Below are 21988 nucleotides of genomic sequence, written 5' to 3' on the forward strand. Positions count from 1 at the left end.
GGTGCCGTATCCGGACGCGCTCCCGGAACGCGCCGGGCGGCTCCGGCTCGCACGTCCGGCGCACGGCCGTGCGGGCGTTCCCCTCGGGTGGGGTGGTGTGCTGCGGCCCGGGTGGGATGGGTGTGCTGCGGCTAGGCCGCTATTCGGCGGGCCTCGGCGACCGCCTCGGCCAGGCTGTCCACCACCGGGGCGCCGGTCCCGCGCAGGCTCTCCGGGCCGTGCGAGCCGCCCGTGTAGAGCACGGCGTGGGCGCCGACGTGGTGGGCGGCCAGCGCGTCGTCGGCCGCGTCGCCGATGACCACGGTCCGCTCGGGGTCGACCAGGGTGTTCAGCGCCTGAAGGTGGCGGACCATGTGCTCGGCCTTGCTGCCGCCCGAGGGGCCGGTGCGCCCGTCGACGCGCAGGAAGTGCGACTCGATGCCGAAGCCGCGCACCAGCGGGACCAGGTCCTCGTGGCCGTACATGCTCAGCAGGGACTGGCTGTGCCCGGCCGTCCCCCAGTCGGCCAGCAGCTCGGCCGCGCCCTCGGTCAGCCCGCAGCGGGCGCGGTGCTCGAGGTAGTGCCGGTGGAAGGCGCCGTCCATGACCTCCCACTCGAGGTCACTGGGCATCCGGCCGATCAGGCGCTCGTAGAACCTCGGCACGGGGACGCAGTACAGCGCGCGGTACCGCTCGAGCGTGATCGGCTCCAGGCCCAGCTCGGCGAAGGCCGCGTTGGTCGCCCCGATGATCGCGTCGTTGTCGTGGAACAGGGTGCCGTTCCAGTCCCAGACGATGTGCGCGCTGTGCTGATTCCCCATGCCGAAAACCGTACCCGGCACCACTGACAATCACCGGGGGCGAGGGGATCTGCGCAGGTCAGCGGGGTGCGAGCAGAGTGGGGATCTCCTGCGTGGCGAACCACAGCAGCTCGTGGTGCTCGGCGCCGTCCACGGTGGCGCCGGCCGCCTCGTCCCCGCCGTCGGCGGCCTTCAGCGCCCGCGCCGCCGCCGTCACGTCCGCCTCGGCGTCGTCGGCGTCGGCGTGCACCGCCGCGGCCTTGGCGAGCCGGGCCGACGCGGCGACGGTCACCTCGCCGAGGCCGTCCGCGTCCGGGGTGACGGCGCCGTCCGCGACGTCGAGCGCGACGACGATCCGGCGCGGGGCCGCGCCGGAGTCACCGGCCAGCAGCCGCAGCGAGGCGTGCGCGGCCTCGCCGAGCGCCGCGTACTCCAGCTCCTCCAGGTCGTCGGTGCCGCACCACTCGCGCAGCGCGGGCGTCACGGCGTAGGCGGCGAACGGTTCCGCTGCCAGCACGCCCGTCTCATGGGCCTCGGCGAGACCGGGGAGGGTCAGGGGTACGTAGACGCGCATCGGGCCGCTCTTTCCTGGTCAGAGGAGGGCCTCCAGAATACGTGCGGCCGTCCCCTTTCGAGTCCCCACCCGACCCCCGTACGGCGTCCACCCCGCGCACCGGATCTCACCCCACCGCACACGGGGCCACAAGGCTTCCGGGGCCCTCCGTCATCCGGATAAGTGAAGCCCGCGTGGCCCGCGACACCGGCCGGACGTCCTTGCCGGGCCTGCCCCCGCCCCCGTACAAGGTCCCCACCGACTTGAGTTACCGCCCGGTATCCGCCGGGCGGTGAGAACGGGGACTTCCATGAACAAGGTCATGAGCCGTAAGCCGCAGACACGGCCGCACCACCGCCCGCCGACCCGCCACGACACCCGCCGCCCCGGCACCCCCGCACGCGGCCGCACCGGCACGGCACGCCCCACCGGCACGGCGCATCCCAGCGGCACGGCGCGCCCCACGGATCTCTTCGCGGACCGCCTGCTGGCCGTGCTGAGCGGCCAGCGCCCCGTCCACTGGATGCTCCGCCACACCGCGGGCGCCGCCTACGACGACCTGGTCCGCCTCGCCGAACGCGCCCCGCTCCGCGCCCGGGGCGCCCGTCCCACCGTCCACGACCTCGGCTGGTTCGTCCCCCGCGCCGGCGCCCTGGAGGTCTTCGCCCGCATCGCCGCGGGCGACCACCTGCGCGCCCTGGCGTTCCGGCTGGAACAGTCCGAGGACCTCCGCTGGCGCTGCACGGCGGTGGAGCTGGCCACTCCCCCGGGCCGCCGCCCAGCAGGGCCCTGAGCGGCGACTGAGGGGGTCTGGGCCCCGGACACGGCTCGGGGCCGGTCCCCCGCGAAGGAGGTCCGGCCCCGAGTCACCGCGCACACCGCGCGGGCGTTACTTCTTACGGCGTCGGCCGCCCTTGGCCTGGCGGCGGCGCTCCGCGCGGGTCAGACCGTCGGACTCGGACTCGTAGCGCATGGGCTCCTCGTCCTCCAGGTCGCGCTCGATGACCCCGCCCTCGCCGTCCACGGTGGGCGCGGAGAAGTGGAGCTCCCGGCGCTGCGGCACGTCCAGGCCCTTGGCCCGGATCTCCGGACGCGGCCCGGCGGGAACCTGCGCGGGCACCATGTCCTGCGGACCCTCGCCGAGCGGCCCGGCCTCGACCGGAACCTCCTCGACCTGCTGCTCGACCTGGACCTCCAGGTTGAACAGGTAGCCGACGGACTCCTCCTTGATGCCCTCCATCATGGCGGTGAACATGTCGAAGCCCTCGCGCTGGTACTCCACCAGCGGGTCCTTCTGCGCCATCGCGCGCAGGCCGATGCCCTCCTGGAGGTAGTCCATCTCGTAGAGGTGCTCGCGCCACTTGCGGTCCAGCACCGACAGCACGACCCGGCGCTCCAGCTCACGCATGATCTCGGAGCCGAGCTGCGTCTCGCGCGCCGCGTACTGCTCGTAGATGTCGTCCTTGATGGACTCGGAGATGAACTCCGCGGTCAGACCGGCCCGGTCGCCCGCGGCGTCCTCCAGCTCCTCGATGGTGACCTTCACCGGGTAGAGCTGCCGGAAGGCGCCCCACAGACGGTCCAGGTCCCAGTCCTCGGGGAAGCCGTCGGCGGTCTCGGCGGCGATGTACTCGTCGATCGTGTCGTTCATGAAGTGCTGCACCTGCTCCTGCAGGTCCTCGCCCTCCAGGACGCGACGGCGCTCGCCGTAGATGACCTCGCGCTGCCGGTTGAGCACCTCGTCGTACTTCAGGACGTTCTTGCGCGTCTCGAAGTTCTGGGTCTCGACCTGCGACTGCGCGGACGCGATCGCGCGGGTGACCATCTTGTTCTCGATCGGCACGTCGTCGGGGACGTTGGCCATCGCCATCACGCGCTCGACCATCTGCGCCTTGAACAGCCGCATCAGGTCGTCACCGAGCGAGAGGTAGAACCGGGACTCGCCGGGGTCGCCCTGACGGCCGGAACGACCGCGCAGCTGGTTGTCGATACGGCGCGACTCGTGCCGCTCGGTGCCGAGGACGTAGAGGCCGCCGCTGACCTCGACCTCCTCCTTCTCGGCCTTCACCGCCTGCTCGGCCCGGCCCAGCGCGGCGGGCAGCGCGGCCGCCCACTCCTCGATGTGCTCCTCGGGGTCGAGGCCGTGCTGACGCAGCTCCGCCTCGGCGAGGTCCTCGGGGTTGCCGCCGAGCTTGATGTCCGTACCGCGGCCGGCCATGTTGGTGGCCACCGTCACGGCGCCCTTGCGGCCCGCCTGCGCGACGATCGACGCCTCACGCTCGTGGTGCTTGGCGTTCAGCACCTCGTGCTGGATGCCGCGCTTGCTGAGCTGCTGGGAGAGGTACTCCGACTTCTCCACCGAGGTGGTGCCGACCAGGATCGGCTGGCCCTTCTCGTGCTTCTCGGCGATGTCGTCGACGACCGCCTCGAACTTGGCGACCTCGGTGCGGTAGATCAGGTCCGACTGGTCCTTGCGGACCATCGGCCGGTTGGTCGGGATCGGGACGACGCCGAGCTTGTAGATCTGGTGGAACTCGGCGGCCTCGGTCATCGCCGTACCGGTCATGCCGGAGAGACCGGGCACGTCCTTGCCGTCGTGGTCGTGCCGCTTGTAGAGGCGGAAGAAGTTCTGCAGGGTGATCGTGGCGAGCGTCTGGTTCTCGTCCTTGATGTCCACCCCTTCCTTCGCCTCGATCGCCTGGTGCATGCCCTCGTTGTAGCGGCGACCGGCGAGGATACGGCCGGTGTGCTCGTCGACGATCATGACTTCGCCGTCCATGACGACGTAGTCCTTGTCCTTCTTGAACAACTCCTTCGCCTTGATGGCGTTGTTCAGGTAGCCGACGAGCGGGGTGTTCACCGACTCGTAGAGGTTCTCGATGCCCAGCCAGTCCTCGACCTTGGAGACACCGGTCTCGTGGATGGCGACGGTGCGCTTCTTCTCGTCGACCTCGTAGTCACCGGTCTCCTCGATGCCCTTGAGGGGGTTGCCGGCCTCGCCGCGCTTGAGGCGGGTGACCAGCTTGGAGAAGTCGCCGTACCACTTGGTGGCCTGGTCGGCGGGGCCGGAGATGATCAGCGGCGTACGGGCCTCGTCGACGAGGATGGAGTCCACCTCGTCGACGATGGCGAAGTTGTGGCCGCGCTGCACCAGCTCGTCCCGCGACCACGCCATGTTGTCGCGGAGGTAGTCGAAGCCGAACTCGTTGTTCGTGCCGTAGGTGATGTCGCACGCGTACTGCTCGCGGCGCTCGGCCGGCGTCATGTTGGCCAGGATGCAGCCGACTTCGAGGCCGAGGAACTTGTGGACGCGGCCCATCATCTCGGAGTCGCGCTCGGCCAGGTAGTCGTTGACCGTGATCAGGTGGACGCCGTCACCGGAGAGGGCGTTCAGGTACGCGGGCAGGGTGCCGACGAGGGTCTTGCCCTCACCGGTCTTCATCTCGGCCACGTAGCCGAGGTGGAGCGCGGCGCCGCCCATGATCTGCACGTCGTAGTGACGCTGGCCGAGGACGCGCTTGGCGGCCTCGCGAACGGTGGCGAACGCCTCGGGGAGCAGGTCGTCCAGGCTCTCGCCGTCCGCGTACCGCTGCTTGTACTCCTCGGTGAGAGCCCGCAGCTCGGCGTCGGAGAGGTCGGCGAAGTCCTCTTCGATGGAGTTGACCTGGTCCGCGATGCGGTGCAGCTTGCGCAGGATCTTGCCTTCGCCTGCACGCATGATCTTCGAGAGGACGGACACGGGGGGTGGTCTCCTTGCCGGTCGGGCCTGGGACGGTCGGTTTCCATGTGACTTGATGAAGCAACGGCCATCGTATGCGAGGACCCCGCCGCGCCGGGAGGCCCGGCGGCGCAGTGGTCCCTTCACTCCGGACAACGTCCGGGGACCACGGATGGTGCCGCGCCACGCCGATGATTTGCGCGAATGGTGATACGTCGCTCACGCAGGGCGAAATACCTTGGCACGTGATGTCCGGTCCGCGCACACTCGCCGGATGGACCCCGTCGTTCTGACCACCGAACGCCTGCGGCTGCGCGCCGTCCGCCCGGACGACACCGAGGCGGTGCTCGCGGCGGCCCAGGACCCCGCCATCCAGCGCTGGATCTCCTCCTTCCCGTCGCCCTACCTGCGCGAGCACGCCGAGACGTTCGTCGGCGGCACGGTCCCCGAGGGCTGGGCGGCCGACTCGATGTACACCTTCGGCGCCTTCCCGCCCTCGGGACGACTGGCGGGCATGCTCAGCGTCGTGCCGCACGGGCCCGGCCACGGCGAGATCGGCTACTGGGCCGCCAGGGAGCACCGCGGCCGGGGATACGTCACCGAGGCCGTCTCGGCCGTCGCCCGGTGGGCCTTCACGGCGCTCGCGATGGACCGGCTGGAGTGGCGCGCCGAGGTCGGCAACGCCGCCTCCCGCGCGGTGGCCGAACGGGTCGGCTTCACCGTCGAGGGCGTCCTGCGCGCGGGCGTGGACAGCAGGGGGGTGCGACGGGACTCCTGGGTGGGATCGCTGCTCCCCTCGGACCTCGGACTGCCGTCGACGGCGCCCTATCTGCCCGCCCCCGCCCGGCCCTAGGCGACCCGCGGGGGACCTGCGGGTGACGAATGCGCAGGTCGGCGGGGGCTGTCAGTGGCACCCTCTATCGTCCCCGGCATGACGACCCTGCCGCGCCCCGCTCTCGTCCTCACCGCGGACGACGCCCGCCGCCTCGCCCTGCGGGCCCAGGGCTTCCTCGGCGCGCCCGACCGCCGCTCCGGCGCGCGCGGGGTGCTCCGGGCACTCGGCGCGGTCCAGCTCGACACCATCTCCGTACTGGCCCGGTCCCATGAGCTGATCCCGTACGCGCGCCTGGGCGCGGTCGGCCGCAAAGACGTGGAGTCGGCCTACTGGCACACCCCGTCCTCCGGCGCGCCCCACGCCTTCGAGTACTGGTCGCACGCCGCGTGCATCCTCCCGGTCGAGGAGTGGCCGCACTTCGCCTTCCGCCGCCGCGCCTACCGCGACCGCCCGCACTGGAACCACCAGCTGCCCGAGGGCGCCTACGACCAGGTGATCAAGCAGCTCCGCACCGAAGGCCCGCTCACCGCGACGGAGTTGGGCGGCGCGAAGCGCACCAGCGACTGGTGGGACTGGTCCGGCGCCAAGGTCGCCGTGGAGCGCGCGCTGATGTATGGCGAGGTGGTCTGTGTGGAGCGCCGCGGCTGGAAGCGGGTCTACGACCTCGCCGAGCGCGCCATCCCGGCCGACCTGCTGCACGACGACCTGGACGACGCCGAGTGCCTGCGCCGCCTGGTCCGGCTGGCCGGTGAGGCGCTGGGCGTGGGCACCCGCGCGGACATCGCCGACTACCACCGTCTCCGGGGCGAGCAGGTCGACGCGGTGATCGCCGAGTCGGGGCTGGTGCCGGTCGAGGTCGAGGGCTGGGGCAGGCCCGCCTGGGCGGACCCGACCGCGCTGGCGGCGCCCCCGCGCGGACGGCACCGCACCACGCTGCTCTCCCCGTTCGACTCGCTGATCTGGGAACGGGCGCGCACGGAGCGGATCTTCGGCTTCACCCACCGCCTGGAGGCTTACGTCCCCAAGCCGAAACGGGTGTACGGCTACTTCGCCATGCCGGTGCTGTCCGGCGGGCGGCTGATCGGCCGGGTCGACCCCGCGCGCGAGGGCGTCACGCTGGTGGCCAGGCAGGTCACGCTGGACGGTCCGAAGGCGGTGCCGGGGGTGGCGCAGGCCCTGGTGGAGGCGGCGTCCTGGGTGGGCTGCACGGACGTGCGCGTGGAACGGGTGGACGCCCCCGAACTCCGCGTCCCGCTCACGCTGGAACTCGCCCGCGTCCTCTCCTAGCCGCTGGGGGGGGCGGGCGTCGGGATGCCGCTAGCGGATCTCCAGGATCTTCTCGCGCATCGCGTAGACGACCGCCTCCATCCGGGAGTGCAGCTGCAGCTTCTCCAGGATGTTGCGGACGTGGTTCTTCACGGTGTTCTCGGAGATGAACAACTCCTTGGCGATGTCCCGGTTGTTCATCCCGGTGGCGACGAGCTTGAGCACCTCCAGCTCCCGGTCGGTCAGCCGGGGGGCGGGCACGAGCCGCCGCTCGTCGGTGCGCTGGATCATCGACTTGAACTCGGTGAGGAGCTTGGACGCCATGGAGGGGCTGATCTGCGACTGTCCGTCCGCGACGGCACGGATGGCGGTGGCCACCTCGTCCGTGGAGATCTCCTTGAGGAGGTAGCCGGTCGCGCCCGCCTTGATGGCGTCGTAGAGGTCGGCCTCCTCGTCGCTGATCGTCAGCATGATGATCTTCGCGCTGGGAGCGACCTCCTTGATGGAGGTGCATGCCTCGATCCCGCCCCGTCTGGGCATCCGCACGTCCATCAGCACGATGTCGGGCAGCAGATCGGCCGCCTTGTCCACCGCCTCGGCGCCGTCGCCCGCCTCGCCGACGACCTGGATGTCCTCCTCGGCGGCGAGCACGATCTCCAGGCCGCGGCGGAAGAGCGCGTGGTCGTCCACCACCAGCACCCGGATCGGCTCGTCGCGTGGAGGGTCCAGGTCCGGGTCCGCGCCGATGACGCCGTCGTCGGCGCCCGCGTCGCGCATCGGTCCGAAGGTGTCCGCCATCGTTCCTCCCCCTGAAGGCCGTGGCCCGTGATTCCGTGCCATCGCCAACCCAAGGCAGCGGCCCACCGGTTGGGCCGCTGCGGTCATGATTTCATGCTCCGGCGCCCGAACGGTGACGCACAGGGGGCGAAGTGGTCGCACACCGGTGCCCCTGGGGGCGCACGCGCGTCCCAGGGGCACCGTCTCCGCTCCCGCCGGGCAGGTCAGCCGCCCAGCGTGTCACCCGCCGCGGGCGGCTGCGCCTCCGCCACCATCGGGTCCGTGTTGAGGTGGATGACGCCGTAGTCGTATGCGTGTCGCCGGTAGACGACGCTCGGCTCCTTGGTCTCGGAGTCGACGAACAAGTAGAAGTCGTGGCCGACCAGTTCCATCTCGTAGAGGGCCTGGTCGAGGCTCATCGGGGAGGCGACGTGGGTCTTCTCGCGGACGATCAGCGGGCCGTCGCCCTTGACCTCCAGCGAGCCGATCTTCCTGGTGGGCACTCCGTCGGACTCGGCGGTCGGGACGGGCTCACCGTCGGGGTAGAGCGTCGCCACGCCGGGGACGACGTCGGGTACTTCGGCGGCCGGGGTGCGTCGTGCGCCCCGGCGCACGACTCGCTTGTCGTGCTGCTTGCGCAGCCGGGCGTCCAGCTTCTCCGCGGCCATGTCGAGGGCCGCGTACGGGTCGCTGGCCGATGCCTCCGCCCGGATCACCGGACCGCGGGAGTGGAGCGTGATCTCCACCCGGTCACAGCGGTCGGCCTGTCGGGGGTTGGGCTCCTTGGACACCTCGACGTCGAGGCTGATCACCTTGCCGTCGAGCTTCTGGATCTTCTCCAGCTTCAGCTTCTCGGCCACGTGCTTGCGGAACCGCTCAGGTACTTCGGTCTTGCGGCCCTTGACGACGATGTCCACGCAGAACTCCGTTCCCGGATCGCTCACGCCCTAGGCGGAGCGTCTCCCTTTCGCACCAGGTCCCGGTGAGCCCCGGAACCTCGGACTCGGTGACTCCCACCTCCTCCTCCCCCATGGGCGAGATCTCCATCCCGTCACGCGCGGGTGATTGTGCAAAACCCACGGCGCGGCAATCGGATATGAGAGGTGTGGCCTGGGCCTTTCCTCACAACCGAACATATCTCGCCCGGACGGATGTCGTCACCCTCTACTGAGGCGTACCTCCGTTCAGGTGAATTACTCCCCTCGCTACCTGCAACGACGCAAGTTCTTGGTCGGTTCCCTGTTTATTCGAAGGAATCACGGGGTGCGGCGATCACCGCTGCCCGGACGGCTTCTCCGGTGATGTTCACCGGCTCCTTTTCCAGTGCCCCATGCACCGACTTTCCTTCCTGTGATCTCGTCCGTGATCTCGGCCCGATCCGTCGTTCCTCCCTACCTTCCCGAGTTGCGGCGCGATACACAGCCCTGTCTGCCTCGCACCGGGTTCCGGCCGACGCGCGCACGGCGCGCGCCGCCTCGGCCAGGCTCGCGCCGGTGGTGATCAGGTCGTCCACGAGCACGACCCGGCCCCCGGCGAGCAGACGCGCGCCGCCCGCCCGCACCTCCAGCGCGCCCGCCAGGTTCTCCCGGCGGCGCCGCGCGTCCAGCCCCGCCTGGTCGACCACGGGTCGCCGCTGCCGCAGCACGGCGGCCACCCGCGCCGGGGTGCCGGTGCGCCGCAGCCGCCCGGCCGCCACGAGCGCCATCCGCCGCACCGGGTCGTGCCCGCGCCGCCGCACGGCCCAGCGGGCGGAGGGGACGGGCACGAGGATCACCGGCCCGCCGTCCGGCTCCGCCCCGGCCCGGCCGGGTTCCGGTCCGAGCCCGGCGCGCACGGCTCCCGCCAGGGCCGCGCCCAGCGCCCCGGTGAGCGCCAGCGCGCCCCGCTCCTTATGCGCGAGGAGGAGTGCCCGGACCTCCCGTGCGTAAGGAGCGGCGGCGTACACCGCCGGAAGCCCCGGTGGCTCGGGCACCGGCCGCACCCGGCGCGGCTCCGCACGCTCCAGTGACGTCCGGCACCGTGCGCAGAGCACCGCCGGTGGTGACCCGCAACCGCCGCACTCGGTCGGCAGCGCCAGGTCGGTGAGGTCCTGCCACCATCCCCGCATGTCCACCACTGTGCCCAGGCCCGGGCGGCCCGGCCACCCCTGTGGACAACGCCCCTGTGGACAACCCCGGCAGACGTCCGGCGCCGCTCACCCGCACGAGTGAGCGCGGCCGGGAAACCGCAGGTCAGGCGGGTCGACGGTTATCCCGGATAGACCGGCGCCGTACCGTCCTTGTCCACCTTCTGCCACTGCGCGCCGGACGGCAGCCGGACGATCCCGTCCTCCGAGCAAGCCACCAGCGGCACCCGGTCGTCCTCGGCGGAGGCGATCGCCTTCACCCGGGAGAGCGCGGCCGGCGCCGGTCCCTCCAGCACCGAGCCGTCCACCTGCACATAGCGCATCTGGTGCACACCGCCCTGCTCACGACCGACCACGACGAGGCGGCTGTCACCGGCCCAGGACATCGCGGTGACCAGCTCCATGTCGGGCGCCGCCGGACGAGCGGCGACGACGGCGGGGGCCTCGGCCGAGCCGTCCCCGCTCCCGCCGTTCCCACCGGTGCCGTCGTTCCCGTCTGCGCTCACGCTGTCGCCACCCTCGATCCTGCCGATCAGCAGAGACTGCTTGCCACCCTCGACCGCCACGACCAGCGCGACCCGCGCCCCGTCCGCGGCCACCCGCACGTCCCGGATCGGGCCGGGCAGCTCCGGCAGCGTCACCGCCACCGGCTTGCCGGTGCCCCGCGGGACGACGTACAGCCGCGGCCGGGCCGGGTTCATGTCGGCCACCCACAGATCACCCCGGGCGTCCCAGCCGGGCCGGGTCAGCCGGGTGTCCTCGGTGGGGCCCTGGCTGGTCAGCACGGGCTGCTCCAGCGGCGCGTCGGCGGCCAGCGGGGTCACGTACAGCGACCTGCCGTCCGCGCCGACTCCGGCCGCCGTGCGCTCGTCCCGCGAGACGGCGACCGAACCGAACTGCCTGACGCCCTCGCCGAACGCGCCCGGCACCGGGGTGCCGCCGGTGCCCGCGCCCGCGGCGGGCAGCCGGATCAGCCGGTGCTTGCCGTCCAGGAAGTAGAGGTAGTCCGGGCTCTGGGCGGAGGCGCGCCAGGCGACCGAGTCCGCGCTGCTCTCGGTCAGGTCGCACAGCTGGTCGTCGCCGGGTCCGCGCAGGTCGACCGACTCCAAGGTCGGCGCCAGGTTCCGCAGCGTGAACAGCAACTGGGTCGCCATCTCCCTGCACCGGGCCCGACCGACGCGGGCCGCCTTGGCGTTCAGCGGCACGGTCAGCCGGTTCTTGTCGTCCGGGGCCAGCCCGGTCGTGCCGTTCCGCAGCGCCGTACCGGTCGGGAAGCTGGACCTGACCACCGGGCCGAGCCAGCGGGTCGGCCCGATCAGCAGCGACCGCACCAGCTGGGTCATCGGGTCGACCTTGCTGCGCACGAACACCGGGTCGGCGACCGCCACCGGGTCCTCCGACGTCCCGGCCCTGGTGCGGGTGGCGAAGTAGTACTTGTCGACGGACGTGTAATTGCGCTGGAAATCCGACTTACCCATCACGACACCCTCGGGCGGCGCGTCGATCCGCCACTGCCTGCTCTTGGCGTCCTGCGTCAGATGCACCTTGGCCCGGAAGTCGCCGTGCGCCGGGGCGTACGCCTGCCGCGCGTCGACCGTGGCCACCCGGCTGCCCGACAGGACATAGGTGCGTCCCGGGTTCGGTTCCCGGCCGGGCGGCGGGGTATCGGGGAGGGCGCCGGGGCTGTCGGCGAGGACGGTGGCCGAATCCTCCGGCCGCCACGCACGCGCCGCCTCGGCGGTCAGGTACTTGCGCGCCGTGTCGTAGTGCGGATCGTCGCTGGTCAGCGCCTCCAGGAAGCCCTGCATGATGTCGTTGACCGTGGCGCCCTCGGCGGGCGGCACGGCGAAGACCCGTACCCCCGTGTCCTGGCGCGGCGTGGACTCCACATTGCGCAGATCCCCGCTGTCGGGCATCGAGGCGCATCCGCCGAGCAGTACGGCCCCGCAGACCGCGTATGTCACCGCGCGCCCCGGCGTACGCCGGGCGCCCCCCTCGCGGTCAGCGACCACGGAACGCCTCCCCTGCCTCGGTCGATTCCTGTCCGGCCGGTTCCGGGCGAGCCGCCGCTCGCGGTTCGGGTACCTGGGTGCCGGTTCTGTCGTCGGGCCGCCGTCCACCGTTCGCCGGCCGAGGCACGACCCGCGCGCCGCCGTTTCCGTTGCCGGGCAGCGCCGTCGGGTCGGCCACCGCCGACGCGGCACCCTGACGCGGCGGAAGCGGGGACGCGTTGCCACCGTTCGGCTGCACCGGGACCGTAGCCAGCTTCTCCGCTCCCCCGCGCGGCGTCCCGCCGACGTCCAGGCCCCGGTTGCGACGCGAGTCCTTGGGCTCCAGCGGTATCGGCGAGCCCCGCAGCGGCTCGTCGGCGGTGCGCGGCAGGGTCAGCCGGAACTGCGAACCGCCGCCCGGCTCGCCCCACGCCTGGAGCCAGCCGCCGTGCAGCCGGGCGTCCTCCAGCGCGATCGACAGCCCGAGTCCGGTGCCGCCGGTAGTACGCGCGCGTGCCGGGTCGGCACGCCAGAAGCGGCTGAAGACCCGGGTCGCCTCGCCGGGCTTGAGCCCGACGCCGTAGTCGCGCACCGCGACGGCGACGGCGCCGCCCGCACTGGCGAGCTTGACCACGACGTCCTTGCCGTCGCCGTGCTCGACGGCGTTGACGACGAGGTTGCGCAGCACCCGCTCCACCCGCCGGGCGTCCGCCTCGGCGACGACGGGCTGCAGATCGCCGACCACGCGGATACGGCTGCCCTTGCGCTCGGCGAGCGGCTCGGCACCGCCGACGACCCGCCGTACGACCTCTCGCAGATCGATCGGCTCGGCCTCCAGCGCGGCCGCGCCCGCGTCGAACCGGCTGATCTCCAGCAGGTCGGCGAGCAGCGACTCGAACCGGTCGAGCTGGTCCGCGAGGAGTTCCGCGGACCGCGCGGTCATCGGGTCGAAGTCCACGCGGGCGTCGTGGATGACGTCCGCGGCCATCCGTACGGTGGTCAGCGGGGTGCGCAGCTCGTGCGAGACGTCGGAGACGAACCGCCGCTGCATCCGCGAGAGGTCCTCGAGCTGCTGGATCTTGAGCTGGAGGTTCTGCGCCATCTTGTTGAACGCTTCACCGAGGCGCGCGATGTCGTCCTCGCCGGTGACCTTCATCCGCTCCTGGAGGCGACCGGCGGACAGCCGTTCGGCGATCCCGGCCGCCATCCGCACCGGTGTGACGACCTGCCGCACCACGAGCCAGGCGATGGCCCCGAGGAGTACGACGACGAACAGGCCGGCCGTCGCCAGGGTGCCCTTGACCAGGCTCAGCGACTTCTCCTCCTGCGTGAGCGGGAAGAGGTAGTACAGCTCGTAGGGGTGGCCGTTGGGGTCGTTGACCTGCTTGCCGATGACCAGCGCGGGCTGGGATTCCTTGCGGTTGCTGTAGACGATGCGGGTGTAGCTCTGGGCGGCGGCGGTGCTGGTGCTGCTGTTGACCCGGTCGCGCAGGCTCGCGGGCACGCTGTCGGCCGGGCTGACGTACCCGGAACCACGCGGGCTGCGGCCCTCGCCGCTGTCGTCGCCGACGGGCAGCGTGACCACGTCGAAGGCGCCCGAACCGCCGCTGGAGAGCGACTCCACGAGGTCGCTCATCCACTGGATGACGTTCTGGGACCGCTGGCCGTCGGAGCCGTTGACGCCCGTGGTGCCGTGGGTGGCGGCCGCGGTCTCGTCGGCGCTCTGCCGGGCCACGGCGAAACCGCCGGTGGCCTGGCTCTGCGACGCCTTCACCTTCGCGTCCAGCAGCCCGTTGCGCACCTGGCCGATGACGACGAAGCCCAGCAGCAGGACGACGCCCAGCGACATCAGCAGGGTGGTGGCGACGACCCGCAGCTGGATGTTGCGCCGCCACAGCCGCATGACGGGCAGCAGCGGACGGCGCACCCAGCGGATGAACAGCCGGACGACCGGACTGCCCTGGACACCGCCGCTCAGCAGGGCGACGGTGAAGAGGCGGCCCCGGCGCGGGGTCCCCGCACCGGGGCCGGACGCGTGTGCCGGACCGGCGCCGGGCCGGCCGGGAGCCGAAGCGGCGCTGTCCCCGGACATGTCAGCTCGGTCCGGCCTTGTAGCCGACGCCTCGGACGGTCACCACGATCTCCGGCCGCTCCGGGTCCTTCTCGACCTTGGAACGCAGCCGCTGCACATGCACGTTGACCAGCCGGGTGTCGGCGGCGTGCCGGTAACCCCAGACCTGCTCCAGCAGCACCTCGCGGGTGAACACCTGCCACGGCTTGCGCGCGAGCGCGACGAGCAGATCGAACTCCAGCGGGGTCAGCGCGATCGACTGCCCGTTCCGCTTCACGGAGTGCCCGGCCACGTCGATCACCAGGTCACCGATGGTGAGCTGCTCCGGCGCCGGCTCCTCCGACCTCCGCAGCCGCGCCCGGATACGGGCCACCAGCTCCTTCGGCTTGAACGGCTTCACGATGTAGTCGTCCGCGCCCGACTCCAGGCCCACCACGACATCCACGGTGTCGCTCTTGGCCGTGAGCATCACGATGGGCACACCGGACTCCGCCCTGATCAGGCGGCACACCTCGATGCCGTCCCGGCCGGGCAGCATCAGGTCCAGCAGCACCAGATCGGGCTTGGCCTCCCGGAAAGCGGCCAGCGCCTTGTCCCCGTCGGCTACGAAAGACGGCTCAAAACCTTCACCACGCAGCACGATGCCGAGCATCTCGGCCAGTGCGGTGTCGTCGTCGACGACAAGGACTCGTCCCTTCATAAACGACATCATCCCATTCTCATAACGACGACAGAGCCGCAGGTGAGGCACGTCACTGGCCTGTGACGATAGTCGTACCGACCGGTCACTGTCTGCCCCCGGCACACGGGGAAGGAACGCCTGCCGGGGCCGGTCGGGCGGGCGGCCCCGGCAGGGGTGCGGGTGTCAGCCGGTGATCGACGCGGTCCCGGCCCCCGTGCACAGGGCCGCCAGCGCCTCGGGGGTCACCGGGGAGACGACGCCCTCCTCGGTGACGATCGCCGTCACCAGTTCGGGCGGCGTCACGTCGAACGCCGGGTTGTACGCCTGCGTGCCCAGCGGAGCCAGCGGGACCCCGCCACCTCCGCCCGCCGCCGACGCCTGGGGCGTGACGATCTCGGTCACCTCGAAGCCCGGACGCTGCTCGACCTCGATCGACGCGCCGTCCGGGGTCTCCAGGTCCACCGTCGTCACCGGCGCCACCACGATGAACGGCACATGGTGGTAGCGCGCCAGCACCGCCAGCGGATAGCTGCCCACCTTGTTCGCCACCGAGCCGTCGGCCGCGATCCGGTCCGCGCCGATCAGCACCGCGTCCACCTCTCCGGCCGCGAACAGCGAACCGGCCGCGCTGTCGGTCAGCAGCGTGTACGCCATCCCGCTGCGCGCCGCCTCGTACGCCGTCAGCCGCGCCCCCTGCAACAGCGGGCGCGTCTCGTCCACCCAGAGCCGCCGCAGCCGCCCCACCCGGTGCGCGGCCAGTGCCACCGCGAACGCGGTCCCCTCCCCGCCCGACACCAGCGAACCGGTGTTGCAGTGGGTCAGGACCCGGTGGCTGCCGCCCGGCATCAGCTCGTCCAGCAGCGCCAGACCGTGCGCGGCCATCCGGGAGCTCGCCTCCGCGTCCTCCTGGTGCAGTGCCCGCGCCGCCGCGAGCGTCGCCGTCGCCGCCGCCGTGGGGTCGCCGGTCGCGGCCAGCTCCTCCCGGTACGCGGCCAGGGCCCGGCGGACCCCGACGGACAGGTTCACCGCGGTGGGCCGGGCGCTCTCCAGTGCGTCGGCGGCCTCGTCCACGTCGAAGCCCCGCGCCGCGGCCAGGGCGACGCCGTACGCGCCCGCCACACCGAGCACCGGCGCCCCGCGCACGGCGAGCGAACGGATCGCCTCCACCAGCGCCGACGCGTCCGTGCACACCAGCTCGACTTCCTCGGACGGAAGCCTCGTCTGGTCGAGAAGGATGAGTACGGGCCCTTCGGGCGGTTCCTCCCATCGGATCACCGGTATCCCGGTCGGCCGCTTGTCCTCGCCAGGTCGCGCCTGCTGATCAGCCATGCGGTGAGTCTGCCCCGTATCCGCCGGAGAATTGATGGAGTACGGCGTCCACCGCGCCAGGTCACACGGTGACCCGGCCATGGCACGATGGCTGCCAAGCTGCCGCCGCGACCGCGGACGGGCACCGTGAAGGAGCTTCGATGAGTGACTCGCCGGGCTGGGCTTCGCCCGGACCCGACCCGTCGTCCGAGGAACGGAAGACCGGCGCGGCCGGCGCCGCCGAGCCCACCCCCGCCGACCCGCCCGCTCCCGCCGAGCCGGGCGCACAGCCGGACGACGCTCCGCAGGGCCCCGACACGAAGTGGGCCAAGGGTCAGCCGCCTCCCGGACAGTGGTCGGCGCCCACCGGCGCGCCCGCCCCGGGCCAGGCACCTCCGCCCCCGCCCTCGGGCGCGGGCTGGAGCGGACCCGGCGCTCACGGGGGCCCCGCGGGCTGGGGCAACGGCTGGGGCGGTCCCCCGCCCGCCGCCAAGCCCGGCGTGATCCCGCTGCGCCCGCTCGGCATCGGCGAGATACTCGACGGCGCCATCTCCACCATGCGCGCCTACTGGCGCACCGTCCTCGGGATCTCGCTGACGGTGTCGGTCGTCATCCAGCTGTGCGCGCTCCTCCTCCAGGGCGTCATCCTGAAGGACACGGCCAGTACGCTCAGCGATCCCGATGTGTCCCCGAGCGAGGTGCTCCGCTCCCTCGGCTCGGTCTCCGCCGGGGCGCTGCTCGTCGGCCTGGTCTCCGTGATCGGCACCATCGTGGCCACCGCGCTGCTGACGACCGTGACCAGCCGCGCCGTCCTCGGCAAGCCGGTGGGCATCGGTGAGGCTTGGCGCGAATCCCGCGGCCAGCTCCTCAAGCTGCTCGGCCTCCTCATGCTGCTGGCCCTCATCACCGTCGGCGTCCTGCTCGCCGGGCTGCTGCCGGGTCTCGTACTGGGGGCCGTCACGGGCTTCGACGCACCGGCCGTCGCCCTGATCGTCCTGGGCCTCCTGGCGGCCGTCGTCGTCGTGATCTGGCTGACGATCCGCTTCTCCCTCGCCTCGCCCGCGCTGATGCTTGAGCGGCAGGGCGTCTGGAAGTCGATGACCCGCTCGGCCAAGCTGGTCCAGGGCTCCTGGTGGCGCGTCCTCGGCGTGCAGTTGCTCGCCGGGATCATTGCCAACGTGGTCTCCTGGATGACGGTGATCCCCTTCACCATGATCGCGTTCGTCGTGAGCGGCGAGAACATGACCTCCCTGATCGGCACCAGCGCCCAGCCGACCGGCTGGTCGTTCCTGCTCATCACCGGCATCGGCTCGGTGATCGGCGGCATGCTCACCCTGCCGGTCAAGGCCGGTGTCACCGTGCTCCTCTACATCGACCAGCGCATCCGCCGCGAGGCCCTCGACCTCGAACTGGCCCGCGCCGCCGGTGTCCAGGGCCACGCCCACGGCGCCACGCCCGGCCCGGTGCCGGGAAGCTGATGCGGTGAGCATGACGGGGGGAGTTCTCACGGCGGCGTCGGGATTGTCCGGCGCCGCCCGCCGCACGGCTTTCGCGCTGGGCAGCTCCGGCGACGAGCCGCCCGTGACCGTCCCGCGCGATCCCGCGCGCGAGGCGGCACGCCGTGAACTGGCCAAGCGGATGTACCACGAGAACGACCCCAGCCTGCTCCAACGCGCCCTCAACACGTTCTGGGAGTGGCTCGGCCGACTCCTCGCCAAGGCCGCCTCGACGGCACCGGGCGGCTCGCTCGGCCTCCTCGTCGTGATCCTGTGCGTCATCGCCGTACTGGCCGCCCTGTGGTGGCGGCTGGGCTCCCCACGCCGCAGCCCCGTCTCGGCCGCACCGTTGTTCGACGAGCGGCCGCACACCGCCGCCGAACACCGGTCCGCCGCCGAGGCGCACGCCGCCCAGGGCCACTGGAGCCAGGCGGTCCAGGAACGCATGCGAGCCATCGTTCGCGCGCTGGAGGAGCGGGCCCTGCTCGACGTCCGCCCCGGCCGTACCGCCGACGAAGCCGCCGCCGAAGCGGGCCGCACCCTCCCCGGACACGCGGACGGACTGCGCACCGCCGCCCGCCACTTCGACGACGTCACGTACGGCGGCCGCACCGCCGACCAGCGGACGTACCAACGCATCGCCCAACTCGACAGCGACCTCGAACGCGCCCGCCCCGCCCTGGTGACCAGCGCCGCCGACACCGCCCGTGACGGGAAGGCCGGATGACGACGTCGTCCGCACTCACCACCCGTCAGCTGTGGACCCGCACCCGGGGCATCGCCCTCGCCGTCGTCCTGCTGCTGATCGGCGCCGTCGCCATCGCCGTCGTCCGCTCCCAGACCAAGCACGGCGACCTGGACCCGCGTTCCGCCGATCCCAGCGGCAGCCGCGCCGTCGCCGAACTCCTCGCCGACCGCGGGGTCGACACCCGCGTGGTCAGCACATTCGACGCCGCGCGCGCGGCCACCGGCCCGGACACCACCCTCTTGGTCGCCGTACCGGACCTGCTGACCCACCGACAGCAGACCCGGATCGCCGCGGCCACGGTGTCCTCCGGCGGCCGCACCGTGCTCGTCGCCCCGAGCGGCTGGTCCGTCGAACGCCTCGTCCCCGGTGTCAGCGCGAGCCCGGTCAACAGCGTCGACTCCACGCTCGATCCCGACTGCGCGCTCCCCGAGGCCCGGCGGGCGGGCAGCGCCGAGACCGGCGGCATCCGCTACCGCACCACCGCCCGCGACGCCGAGTCCTGCTACCCCAGCGAGCGGCGCGCCACCCTGCTCCGCGTCCCGGCAGCCTCGGGCAGGGGCGACACCGTCGTCCTGGGCGCGCCCGACATCCTCCTGAACAACCGTCTCGACAAGCAGGGCAACGCCTCGCTCGCCCTGCAACTCCTCGGCTCCCGGCCTCATCTGGTCTGGTACCTCCCCTCGCTCGCCGACTCCTCCGCCGCCGACACCGACGGCCGCCGAAGCCTCTTGGACCTGCTCCCCTCGGGCTGGCTCTGGGCCACCCTCCAACTCTTCGCCGCAGCGCTCGTGGCCGCCTTCTGGCGCGGCCGCCGGTTCGGCCCACTGGTGCCGGAAAGGCTGCCCGTCGCCATTCGCGCCTCCGAGACGACCGAGGGCCGCGCCCGCCTCTACCGCAAGGCCGACGCCCGCGACCGCGCCGCCACCGGCCTGCGCTCCACGACCAGAACCCGCCTGGCCCCGCTCGTCGGTGTCCCCGCCGCCCAGGCACACACCCCGGAAGCCCTGCTCCCCGCCCTGTCCGCCCGTCTCCCCGACAGCGGCGAACAGGACCTGCACGCCCTCCTCTTCGGAGCGCCGCCCCGCGACGACGCGGCCCTCATCGCACTCACCGACCGACTCGACGCCCTCGAAAGAGAGGTACGCCGTTCATGATGGCCCCGACCACTGACAGCGCCGGGAACACCGAGGACGCGGCCGCCGCCCGTGCCTCCCTGGAGACCCTGCGCACCGAGATCGCCAAAGCCGTGGTCGGCCAGGACCCCGCCGTGACCGGCCTCGTCGTCGCCCTGCTGTGCCGAGGCCACGTCCTCCTCGAGGGAGTCCCCGGAGTCGCTAAGACCCTCTTGGTCCGCACCCTGGCATCGGCACTCGAACTCGACACCAAGCGCGTCCAGTTCACGCCCGACCTGATGCCGAGCGATGTCACCGGCTCCCTCGTCTACGACACCCGCACCGCGGAGTTCTCCTTCCAGCCCGGTCCTGTCTTCACCAACCTCCTTCTCGCGGACGAGATCAACCGCACCCCACCGAAGACCCAGTCCTCCCTGCTCGAGGCCATGGAGGAACGCCAGGTCACGGTCGACGGCACCCCACGCCCCCTCCCCGAACCATTCCTGGTCGCGGCCACCCAGAACCCGGTCGAGTACGAGGGCACCTATCCCCTGCCCGAGGCCCAACTGGACCGCTTCCTGCTCAAGCTGACGATCCCGCTGCCCACCCGTGAGGACGAGATCGACGTCCTCACCCGCCATGCCGCGGGCTTCGACCCCCGCGATCTGCGCGCCGCAGGCGTACGCCCCGTCGCCGGGCCGGCCGACCTGGAGACCGCCCGCGCCGCCGTGGCCAAAACGACCGTCTCCCCCGAGATCACGGCCTACGTCGTGGATATCTGTCGTGCCACCCGTCAGTCCCCCTCGCTCACCCTGGGCGTCTCTCCCCGAGGCGCCACCGCCCTGCTCAGCACCGCCCGCGCCTGGGCGTGGCTGACGGGCCGTGACTATGTCACCCCTGACGACGTGAAGGCCCTGGCGCTGCCCGCCCTGCGGCACCGGGTCCAACTGCGCCCGGAGGCGGAGATGGAGGGCGTGACCGCCGACTCGGTCATCAACTCCGTCCTGGCCCAGGTCCCGGTACCCCGCTGATGCCGCTCACTGGACGCACCGCCCTCATCGCGGCCCTCGGCTCCCTCCCCGTCGGCCTGTTGGAGCCCGGCTGGACGGGCGTCCTCGCGGTCAACGGCTCCCTGGCACTGGCCTGCGCCTGTGACTTCGCGCTCGCGGCGCCCGTACGACGCCTGGTCCTGACTCGCTCCGGCGACACCTCCACTCGTCTCGGCGAATCCGCCGACATCACCTTGACCGTCGCCAATCCCTCCCGCCGCCCGCTGCGAGCGCGGCTGCGGGACGCCTGGCCACCCAGCAGTTGGGAACCGGGCAGCGAGGTCGAGGAGTCACGGCACCACCTGGACATCCCGCCCGGTGAACGCCGCCGTACAACGACCCGGTTGACCCCAACCCGCCGCGGCGACCACCAGGCCGACCGCATCACGATCCGTTCCTACGGCCCCCTCGGCCTGTTCTCCCGTCAGGGCACCCACCGAGTGCCCTGGACACTACGGGTTTTGCCCCCTTTCACCAGCCGAAAGCATCTCCCGTCAAAACTCGCTCGATTGCGTGAACTCGACGGCCGGACCAGTGTTCTGACCCGAGGTGAGGGCACCGAGTTCGACAGCCTGCGGGAGTACGTCCCCGGCGACGACACCCGCTCGATCGACTGGCGAGCCACCGCGAGGCAGTCCGCGGTAGCCGTACGCACCTGGCGCCCGGAACGCGACCGGCGCATTCTCCTGGTCCTCGACACCGGCCGTACCTCGGCCGGCCGCGTGGACGATGTGCCCCGCCTGGACGCCGCCATGGACGCGGCGCTCCTCATGGCGGTCCTCGCCTCCCGCGCCGGTGACCGCGTGGACCTGCTCGCCTACGACCGGCAGGTACGCGCCCTGGTCCAGGGGAAGTCCGCAGGACAGCTCCTGCCGTCCCTCGTCAACGCCCTGGCCATGCTGGAGCCAGAGCTCGTCGAGACCGATGCTCGCGGCCTCACGGCGGCCGCTCTGCGCACGGCACCGCGCCGCTCGCTGATCGTCCTTCTCACCTCGCTCGACGCCGCACCGGTGGAGGAGGGCCTGCTGCCGATGCTCCCTCAGCTCACCCAACGCCACACGGTGCTCGTGGCCTCCGTGGCCGACCCGCACATCGCACGCATGGCTCGGGGCAGAGGGGACATCGACGCGGTCTATGGGGCTGCGGCGGCGGCCCAGGCCCAGCACGAACGGCAGCACACCGCCGAGCAGCTCCGCCGTCATGGAGTAACAGTGGTGGACGCGACGCCGGAGGAACTGGCCCCAGCATTGGCGGACGCCTATCTGGCGCTGAAGGCGGCGGGGCGTCTTTGAGGCAGATATCCGTCCGGAACCCTTCGGAGGGAAAACCTGCCCGGAACGCAGAAAACCCCCGCACCAATGGTGCGGGGGTTTTCCCTAAAAATTGTTCGGCGGCGTCCTACTCTCCCACAGGGTCCCCCCTGCAGTACCATCGGCGCTGTGAGGCTTAGCTTCCGGGTTCGATATGTAACCGGGCGT

Annotated in this window: 18 protein-coding genes and 1 rRNA gene; 8 read left to right on the forward strand and 11 right to left on the reverse strand. The window is 72.0% G+C overall.

What is annotated here, in order from left to right; genetic code table 11:
- Nucleotides 1-131: 131 nt before the first annotated feature.
- Both ACIPPM_RS12550 and ACIPPM_RS12555 read right to left on the reverse strand, forming a co-directional pair.
- Complete coding sequence (locus ACIPPM_RS12550; RefSeq protein WP_401446307.1) at nucleotides 132-800, reverse strand: HAD family hydrolase; 669 nt, start codon at nucleotides 798-800, stop codon at nucleotides 132-134.
- 58 nt (nucleotides 801-858) lie between these two features.
- Nucleotides 859-1353 (reverse strand): DUF6912 family protein, encoded by a 495-nt coding sequence (locus ACIPPM_RS12555; protein ID WP_401446310.1) that lies wholly within the window; start codon nucleotides 1351-1353, stop codon nucleotides 859-861.
- Nucleotides 1354-1642: 289 nt separating this feature from the next.
- On the opposite strand from ACIPPM_RS12555, the gene ACIPPM_RS12560 reads away from it, so the two are divergent.
- On the forward strand, nucleotides 1643-2125 hold the full coding sequence (locus tag ACIPPM_RS12560; RefSeq protein ID WP_401446313.1) for an Rv3235 family protein: 483 nt from the start codon (nucleotides 1643-1645) through the stop codon (nucleotides 2123-2125).
- A 96-nt stretch (nucleotides 2126-2221) separates the two neighbouring features.
- On the opposite strand, the gene secA is transcribed toward ACIPPM_RS12560, so the two are convergent.
- Nucleotides 2222-5071, reverse strand: coding sequence for a preprotein translocase subunit SecA (secA, locus tag ACIPPM_RS12565; protein ID WP_401446316.1), 2850 nt, complete (start codon nucleotides 5069-5071; stop codon nucleotides 2222-2224).
- Nucleotides 5072-5324: 253 nt separating this feature from the next.
- On the opposite strand from secA, the gene ACIPPM_RS12570 reads away from it, so the two are divergent.
- Both ACIPPM_RS12570 and ACIPPM_RS12575 read left to right on the forward strand, forming a co-directional pair.
- Nucleotides 5325-5903: a GNAT family N-acetyltransferase gene (locus tag ACIPPM_RS12570; protein ID WP_401446319.1), complete on the forward strand. Its 579-nt coding sequence runs from the start codon at nucleotides 5325-5327 to the stop codon at nucleotides 5901-5903.
- Nucleotides 5904-5981: 78 nt separating this feature from the next.
- On the forward strand, nucleotides 5982-7172 hold the full coding sequence (locus tag ACIPPM_RS12575) for a winged helix-turn-helix domain-containing protein (protein WP_401446322.1): 1191 nt from the start codon (nucleotides 5982-5984) through the stop codon (nucleotides 7170-7172).
- 30 nt (nucleotides 7173-7202) lie between these two features.
- On the opposite strand, the gene ACIPPM_RS12580 is transcribed toward ACIPPM_RS12575, so the two are convergent.
- The 7 genes from ACIPPM_RS12580 to mtnA form a co-directional block, all read right to left on the reverse strand.
- A complete protein-coding gene (locus tag ACIPPM_RS12580; RefSeq protein ID WP_393596581.1) occupies nucleotides 7203-7949 on the reverse strand; it encodes a response regulator in 747 nt (248 codons plus the stop codon).
- 203 nt (nucleotides 7950-8152) lie between these two features.
- Nucleotides 8153-8845 carry a ribosome hibernation-promoting factor, HPF/YfiA family gene (gene hpf, locus ACIPPM_RS12585; protein WP_401446480.1) on the reverse strand — a complete coding sequence of 231 codons (693 nt, stop codon included), beginning with the start codon at nucleotides 8843-8845 and terminating at the stop codon, nucleotides 8153-8155.
- A gap of 326 nt (nucleotides 8846-9171) precedes the next feature.
- Nucleotides 9172-10035 (reverse strand): ComF family protein, encoded by an 864-nt coding sequence (locus tag ACIPPM_RS12590; protein WP_401446325.1) that lies wholly within the window; start codon nucleotides 10033-10035, stop codon nucleotides 9172-9174.
- 140 nt (nucleotides 10036-10175) lie between these two features.
- Nucleotides 10176-12065, reverse strand: a complete 1890-nt coding sequence (locus ACIPPM_RS12595) for an LpqB family beta-propeller domain-containing protein (RefSeq protein ID WP_401446328.1) — start codon at nucleotides 12063-12065, stop codon at nucleotides 10176-10178.
- On the reverse strand, nucleotides 12055-14136 hold the full coding sequence (mtrB, locus tag ACIPPM_RS12600; RefSeq protein WP_401446331.1) for an MtrAB system histidine kinase MtrB: 2082 nt from the start codon (nucleotides 14134-14136) through the stop codon (nucleotides 12055-12057). Before mtrB ends, ACIPPM_RS12595 begins: the two co-directional genes overlap by 11 nt.
- Before the next feature lies 1 nt (nucleotide 14137).
- Nucleotides 14138-14827 carry a two-component system response regulator MtrA gene (gene mtrA, locus ACIPPM_RS12605; RefSeq protein ID WP_202449105.1) on the reverse strand — a complete coding sequence of 230 codons (690 nt, stop codon included), beginning with the start codon at nucleotides 14825-14827 and terminating at the stop codon, nucleotides 14138-14140.
- A gap of 153 nt (nucleotides 14828-14980) precedes the next feature.
- A complete protein-coding gene (mtnA, locus tag ACIPPM_RS12610; protein WP_401446335.1) occupies nucleotides 14981-16126 on the reverse strand; it encodes an S-methyl-5-thioribose-1-phosphate isomerase in 1146 nt (381 codons plus the stop codon).
- A gap of 140 nt (nucleotides 16127-16266) precedes the next feature.
- On the opposite strand from mtnA, the gene ACIPPM_RS12615 reads away from it, so the two are divergent.
- The 5 genes from ACIPPM_RS12615 to ACIPPM_RS12635 are packed head-to-tail and all read left to right on the forward strand — an operon-like array spanning nucleotide 16267 to nucleotide 21802.
- A complete protein-coding gene (locus ACIPPM_RS12615) occupies nucleotides 16267-17583 on the forward strand; it encodes a hypothetical protein (protein ID WP_401446338.1) in 1317 nt (438 codons plus the stop codon).
- Nucleotides 17584-17587: 4 nt separating this feature from the next.
- On the forward strand, nucleotides 17588-18328 hold the full coding sequence (locus ACIPPM_RS12620) for a DUF4129 domain-containing protein (RefSeq protein ID WP_401446341.1): 741 nt from the start codon (nucleotides 17588-17590) through the stop codon (nucleotides 18326-18328).
- Nucleotides 18325-19503: a DUF4350 domain-containing protein gene (locus ACIPPM_RS12625; RefSeq protein ID WP_401446344.1), complete on the forward strand. Its 1179-nt coding sequence runs from the start codon at nucleotides 18325-18327 to the stop codon at nucleotides 19501-19503. Before ACIPPM_RS12620 ends, ACIPPM_RS12625 begins: the two co-directional genes overlap by 4 nt.
- Nucleotides 19503-20492 (forward strand): AAA family ATPase, encoded by a 990-nt coding sequence (locus ACIPPM_RS12630; protein ID WP_401446347.1) that lies wholly within the window; start codon nucleotides 19503-19505, stop codon nucleotides 20490-20492. Before ACIPPM_RS12625 ends, ACIPPM_RS12630 begins: the two co-directional genes overlap by 1 nt.
- Nucleotides 20492-21802 carry a DUF58 domain-containing protein gene (locus tag ACIPPM_RS12635; protein WP_401446350.1) on the forward strand — a complete coding sequence of 437 codons (1311 nt, stop codon included), beginning with the start codon at nucleotides 20492-20494 and terminating at the stop codon, nucleotides 21800-21802. Before ACIPPM_RS12630 ends, ACIPPM_RS12635 begins: the two co-directional genes overlap by 1 nt.
- A gap of 93 nt (nucleotides 21803-21895) precedes the next feature.
- On the opposite strand, the gene rrf is transcribed toward ACIPPM_RS12635, so the two are convergent.
- Nucleotides 21896-21988, reverse strand: a 5S ribosomal RNA gene (rrf, locus tag ACIPPM_RS12640); the annotation flags it as partial.

This window comes from Streptomyces sp. NPDC090119 (assembly GCF_044747085.1).
Classification (GTDB): Bacteria; Actinomycetota; Actinomycetes; order Streptomycetales; family Streptomycetaceae; genus Streptomyces.